Origin of the sequence: uncultured Nostoc sp., from assembly GCF_964245575.1 — a bacterium.
In the GTDB taxonomy this organism is placed as follows: Bacteria; Cyanobacteriota; Cyanobacteriia; order Cyanobacteriales; family Nostocaceae; genus Nostoc.
The window spans coordinates 25,815-31,505 of sequence record NZ_CAXTNP010000064.1; the positions used below are offsets into that span (position 1 = coordinate 25,815).

Annotated in this window: 7 protein-coding genes and 1 pseudogene; 5 read left to right on the plus strand and 3 right to left on the minus strand. The window is 42.3% G+C overall.

The genetic code is table 11. The features are described from left to right. The 5 genes and pseudogenes from ACFFAP_RS12700 to ACFFAP_RS12720 form a co-directional block, all read left to right on the plus strand. Positions 1-1,263: pseudogene (locus ACFFAP_RS12700) on the plus strand (AAA family ATPase); the annotation flags it as partial. A gap of 23 nt (positions 1,264-1,286) precedes the next feature. Further along, complete coding sequence (locus ACFFAP_RS12705; protein WP_375511557.1) at positions 1,287-1,469, plus strand: sensor histidine kinase; 183 nt, start codon at positions 1,287-1,289, stop codon at positions 1,467-1,469. A 180-nt stretch (positions 1,470-1,649) separates the two neighbouring features. Further along, positions 1,650-1,814: a hypothetical protein gene (locus ACFFAP_RS12710; protein ID WP_375511558.1), complete on the plus strand. Its 165-nt coding sequence runs from the start codon at positions 1,650-1,652 to the stop codon at positions 1,812-1,814. Further along, positions 1,795-2,046, plus strand: a complete 252-nt coding sequence (locus tag ACFFAP_RS12715) for an ATP-binding protein (protein WP_375511559.1) — start codon at positions 1,795-1,797, stop codon at positions 2,044-2,046. Before ACFFAP_RS12710 ends, ACFFAP_RS12715 begins: the two co-directional genes overlap by 20 nt. Continuing rightward, positions 2,043-2,126, plus strand: a complete 84-nt coding sequence (locus ACFFAP_RS12720; protein ID WP_375511563.1) for a hypothetical protein — start codon at positions 2,043-2,045, stop codon at positions 2,124-2,126. The genes ACFFAP_RS12715 and ACFFAP_RS12720 overlap by 4 nt, the downstream gene beginning before the upstream one ends. Positions 2,127-2,353: 227 nt before the next feature. Here ACFFAP_RS12720 and fabD read toward each other — a convergent pair whose 3' ends face one another. The 3 genes from fabD to plsX all read right to left on the minus strand — a co-directional run bounded on the left by fabD (position 2,354) and on the right by plsX (position 5,540). After that, a complete protein-coding gene (gene fabD, locus ACFFAP_RS12725) occupies positions 2,354-3,235 on the minus strand; it encodes an ACP S-malonyltransferase (protein ID WP_375511560.1) in 882 nt (293 codons plus the stop codon). A gap of 95 nt (positions 3,236-3,330) precedes the next feature. Next, positions 3,331-4,323 (minus strand): beta-ketoacyl-ACP synthase III, encoded by a 993-nt coding sequence (locus ACFFAP_RS12730; RefSeq protein WP_375511561.1) that lies wholly within the window; start codon positions 4,321-4,323, stop codon positions 3,331-3,333. 194 nt (positions 4,324-4,517) lie between these two features. Further along, positions 4,518-5,540, minus strand: coding sequence for a phosphate acyltransferase PlsX (gene plsX / locus ACFFAP_RS12735; RefSeq protein WP_375511562.1), 1,023 nt, complete (start codon positions 5,538-5,540; stop codon positions 4,518-4,520). Positions 5,541-5,691 lie beyond the last annotated feature (151 nt).

The window sequence follows — 5,691 nt, forward strand, 5'->3', positions numbered from 1 at the left end:
ATTTCTCTAAAAGAATGGGGAACAGGGGAAAACCTACGAAATATTACGGGTTTTTTACAGATAGCGATCGCACTGTGCAACGCCTTAGATATACTATACCGCGATCATATTATTCATAAAGATATTAAACCCGCCAATATTCTAATTAATCCCGAAACCAAACAAGTTAAATTAATTGACTTTAGTATTGCATCCCTACTACCACGGTAAACTCAAACATTAATGAATCCCAATGTGTTGGAAGGGACACTAGGTTATATTTCTCCTGAACAAACAGGAAGAATGAATCGAGGGATTGATTACCGGACTGACTTCTATTCATTAGGTGTGACTTTTTACGAATTATTGACGGGAGAATTACCGTTTCAATCAAACGACCCGATGGAATTGGTACATTGTCATTTAGCACAACTTCCACCAAATATGAATAAACCTCATTCGCCTTCGGCACCCTCTCTTGGCGAAGGAGAGGGTTGGGGTGAGATTTCTTTTCCTATTCCTCAAGTTCTCTGTAACATCGTGATGAAATTGATGGCGAAAAATGCTGAATACCGCTATCAGACTGCATTAGGATTGAGATTTGATTTAGAAAATTGTTTATCCTAATTCCAAGAAACTGGTGAAATTAAAAGTTTCCCAATTACACAACGGGATGTGTGCGATCGCTTTTTGATCTTCGACAAACTTTATGGACGAGAAACCGAAGTAGAAATTTTACTCCAAGCATTTGAAAGAGTCAGCCTAGGTGCAACAGAAATGATGCTGGTTATGGGTTTTTCCGGTATTGGTAAAACTGTTGTAATTAACGAAGTTCATAAACCGATTTTGCGTCAACACGGTTATTTTATTAAAGGCAAATTTGACCAATTTCAACGAAATATTCCCTTCTCGGCATTTGTACAATCGTTTCGCAATTTTATGGGGCAATTGTTAACTCTAAGCGATGCAGAATTTCAACAATGGAAAAGTAAGATATTAGAGGCTGTAGGTGAGAACGGACAAGTAATTATTGAAGTAATTCCCGAATTATCAAGAATTATTGGTCAACAATCACCTGCTCCAGAATTATCAGGAAGTGCGGCACAAAATAGATTTAATTTATTGTTTCAAAAGTTTACCCAAGTCTTTACTAGTAGAGAACATCCATTAGTGATGTTTTTAGATGATTTGCAATGGGCAGATTCGGCATCGCTGAAATTACTACAATTGTCGATGGAACAGGCTGGACATTTATTAGTTTTGGGTGCGTATCGGGATAATGAACCATTGCTGATAATGGTCAGGGGATGACTCAATCAGTCAAACAAAAGATATTTGACCACTTATTTACTACAAAAGGTGTGGGTAAAGGGACGGGATTAGGATTAGCGATCGCTCGTCAAATTGTCACAGAAAAACATGGAGGAGCGATCAAGGTAGATTCTAGACCAGGCGAAGGTACTGAATTTGTGATTTACTTACCGATGTAGCATATACCTACATCTGCATATCGACACGAACTTTCTGGAAATCTTTAGCCTAAATACTTATCTCTGCTACTGCATACTTACCCAATTTAGACAAATCCTTAACAAACAGTGGCCTTTGAAATCTGTCCATGTCGTTAAGAATCGCTCCACCTCACTTACCCAGAAAACACTAATTATAATATGGCACTGCGAGTAATGGGGGTGGTACTCGTGTCTGCTGGGGTGAGCTATATCCATATCATGTCCCGTTTGGAAATCCAAACCCAAACGCAGCTAGAAAAGTACATCAGCGCACAGGGAGAGCGAGAAAGTAGCATCTTTCAACTTGCACAGGATAACCTCTGATGCGTTAGAAGATGCAAATCAGCAGCGCACGTCTACAGAAATTGCTTCACATCTCAACACAATTTGGATTCATACTCGCTTGGTTTCTGAAAAGCAAATCATGATTTCCATCACAGATAATGGTCTTGGAGTTCCAGAAACAACTCTAACAAGGTTATTTGACCACTTTTTCACAACAAAGATGTGGGGAAAGGATCTAGATTGGGTTTATCTATCAGCTATCAAATTGTGACTGAACTACATCAAGGTAAACTTGATTGTAATTCCACAGTAGGAAAGGGTGCAGAATTTGTCGTAACCCTACCGATATAGAACTAGTATTTGATTTTTGAAATACACGCAGTAGCGTGTCAAGCCTAAAATGATGCATTAAACGTAAGTTAGGTTGAGCAACGCGAAACCCAACATTCATCGGGGTGTTGGGTATCATTCTTCGCTGCGCGACGCTGACGCGAACGACCTAACCTACAAAATTTATTGCACAAATTTAGGCTTGACACGCTACTACAAGACTACTGAAATTTTTCATAAATAAAGAATTAATTAGGCAAATCAGCAGCACTCTGGATATTTTTTAATATTAAGTCAGGGCTACTACGTTTAATTAAACCAGTTAACACTTTACCAGGCCCAATTTCTATTACTTGCTGAATGCCGTTGGCTGGTAATTGCAGAGAAATTTCTCGCCATCTTACAGAACCAGTCATTTGTTTATTCAAACGTTGCTTTAAAATCTCAGCATCAATACACGCAATTGGTTCTACATTGGACAACACTGGCACAGTAGCTGGCTGAAATTCTACAGATTCTAGAATGTCTTGCAATTTTGCAGCTGCTGGTGCTATAAAATGTGAATGAAATGCTCCAGAAACTTTTAAGGGAATAGCACGCTTTGCTTTAACTTGAGTCATTACCGCTTGTACAGCCTCAGTCGTGCCTGAAATTACCACCTGAGCCGAACTATTATCATTTGCTATTACCACATCAGGCGTTTGAGCAATGACTTTTTCTAACTGTTCGCGGTCAAAGTTCATCAAAGCCGCCATCATACCACCGACGGCATTATCCATAAGTTCTGCACGGCGCTTTACTAGATATAAACCAGCCGACCATTCAAAGACACCCGCTACGTAAAGGGCAGAATATTCTCCCAAACTGTGACCAGCCACTAAATCTGGCTGGTGTCCTCGTTCTCGAAGAAGATCAGCAAGAATGCTTTCTATCACATAAAGACTTGGCTGAGTGTATAGCGTCTGTGATAACTTTTCTTCTTGGTTTTGACAGATTTCGGTTACAGACCAGCCCAAAATCTCCTCAGCTTTGGCAAGCTTATCTTTAGCCGATGGTATATCTAATAAATCCATTCCCATTCTCAGCGCTTGGGAACCTTGTCCGGGAAACACCCATGCAGTTTTTGTCATTTGTCATTTGTCAAGAGTCATTGGTCATTAGTCATTAGTCATTGGTCATTGGTCATTAACAAAGGACAAATGATTAATGACTATTGACAAAATATTCACCTTCCCCATTGGAAAATTGCCGCACCCCAGGTAAGACCGGCACCAAAGCCGGATGCAGCAACGATGTCATTGGGTTTAATTTTACCTTCCCGCACTGCTTCATCTAAAGCTAAGGGGATGGAAGCAGCAGAGGTATTGCCGTACTGGGCGAGATTACTTATAACTTTATGTTCTGGGACATTCAGGCGTTGGGCAACGGCATCAATAATTCGCTGATTGGCTTGATGCAATAGCAGCCAATCTATTTGATCAACACTGAGGTTGGCTTGAAATAAGGCTTTATCAATGATTTCGGGCACTTTTTGCACAGCAAAGCGGTAGACTTCTTTGCCGTTCATAGTAATCGGTTGGTAACCGCCTTTAGTGATATTTACATTTGGAAGCAGTTCTTGGGAAGTACCTGTATATGCAAGGTTGAGGTGATGGTTTTGAGTGCCATCACTTTTAAGGGCAAATCCTAATAAGCGATCGCTTTTGTTAGCCTGTAATACTACCGCCCCTGCTCCATCACCGAATAATACACAAGTGCGCCGATCTTCCCAATCTACCCAGCGAGAGAGGATATCTGCCCCAATCAACAGTACGTTTTTATAAACACCTGTTCTAATATATTGAGCTGCTGTAACTAAACCAAACACAAAGCCAGAGCAGGCTGCGGTCAAGTCAAAGGCTACTGCGTTGGTGGCTCCCAATTGCCCCTGTACTTGACAAGCACTACCAAATAAATCATCAGGGGTGGAAGTCGCCAGCAGAATCAGGTCTAGGTCTTCTGGTTTAATTCCCGAAGCTGCGATCGCATTACGGCTGGCAGCAGTAGCGAGTACACTCAAGGACTCAGATGGCAGCGCTAATCGTCGTTGACGAATTCCTGTTCTAGTGGCAATCCACTCATCTGATGTTTCAACTAGTTCAGTCAATGTGTCGTTGTGTAGGGAAGTTGCTGGTACCGCCGAGCCACTTCCGGTAATTGCTATACCTAAGTTTTGCACTCCTAATCTCCCAAGCTATCAGCTTTTTGTCCTTTGTCTTTTGTCTTTTGTCTTTTGTCCTTTGTCATTTGTCCTTTATCATTTGTCCTGTGCCAGTTGTCCAAAGTCCAATTACAAATGACTAATGACCAATGACTAATGACTAATGACTAATGACCAATACTTCGACTACGCTCAGTACAAGTGACTAATGACTAACCGCTTTCGCGCTCTAGGATATATTGGGACTGAATTCGTTGTAGCACCTGGTTGTCAACAGCTTCTTTTGCCATGCGAATTGCATTAAAAATTGAAGGAGCTTGTGAGCTACCGTGACCGATAAAACAGACTCCCGCGACGCCTAGCAGCAAAGCGCCGCCATGTTCTGCGTGATCCATGCGCTGCTTAATCCGCTTCAGGTTTGGTTTTAAGAGTGCTGAACCGATTTGGCCGTGTAATCCTTGGGGTAATTCTTCCCGCAGAATTTGCAGAATCACTTCTCCGACTGCTTCGGCAAATTTTAATAATACATTGCCTACAAAGCCATCACAGACAATCACATCAAAGTGACCGGAAAGCACATCACGTCCTTCGGCATTGCCAATAAAATTAATTTGAGAATTTTCGCGGAGCATTTGGTGGGCGCGGACTGCTGCATCATTGCCCTTAGACTCTTCTTCACCGATATTCAACAAACCCACCTTAGGTTCGGTTGTACCCAAGACATATTGACTGTAAGCCGATCCCATGACGGCAAACTGCTCTAAAAACTTCGGACGGCAATCTACATTCGCGCCGACATCAAGTACCAACACTGGCTTACCAGCAATAATCGTGGGAAAAACAGTCCCTATGGCTGGGCGGTCAATTCCCGGCAATCGTCCTAAGCGCAGCAAAGCAGATGCCATAGCTGCCCCAGAGTGGCCGGCAGAAAATACGGCATCTGCTTTTTGCTGCTTGACTAAATCCATCGCCACATTGATAGAAGCCTTGCGTTTGCGTCTAACTGCATTTAAAGGCTCCTCATCCATAGCGATCGCTTCCTCAGCTGGAACGATCTCCACCTGCCTTAAATTCGTTTTTGGCGGCAAGGCAGCTTCTATTTGTTGAGGATCACCAACCAGTAATACATCTACACCCAATTCTTCCCTTGCTCGCAATGCGCCAGCAACGATTTCACCGGGTGCGTGATCCCCTCCCATTGCGTCAATTGCGATCCTTACGCGAGTCGATCCCATTGCTCACAGCTTTTAGAAACCTTACAAATTTTACCAGATGGCTTTGCCGAAAAAGCTTAACTTTCTGACCGCCAAATTACTTCTGTTACTATTGCAACAATTTTTGCTGGCAAGCTCAAGATAGCACGAATTTGGGGATTGGGGATTGGGG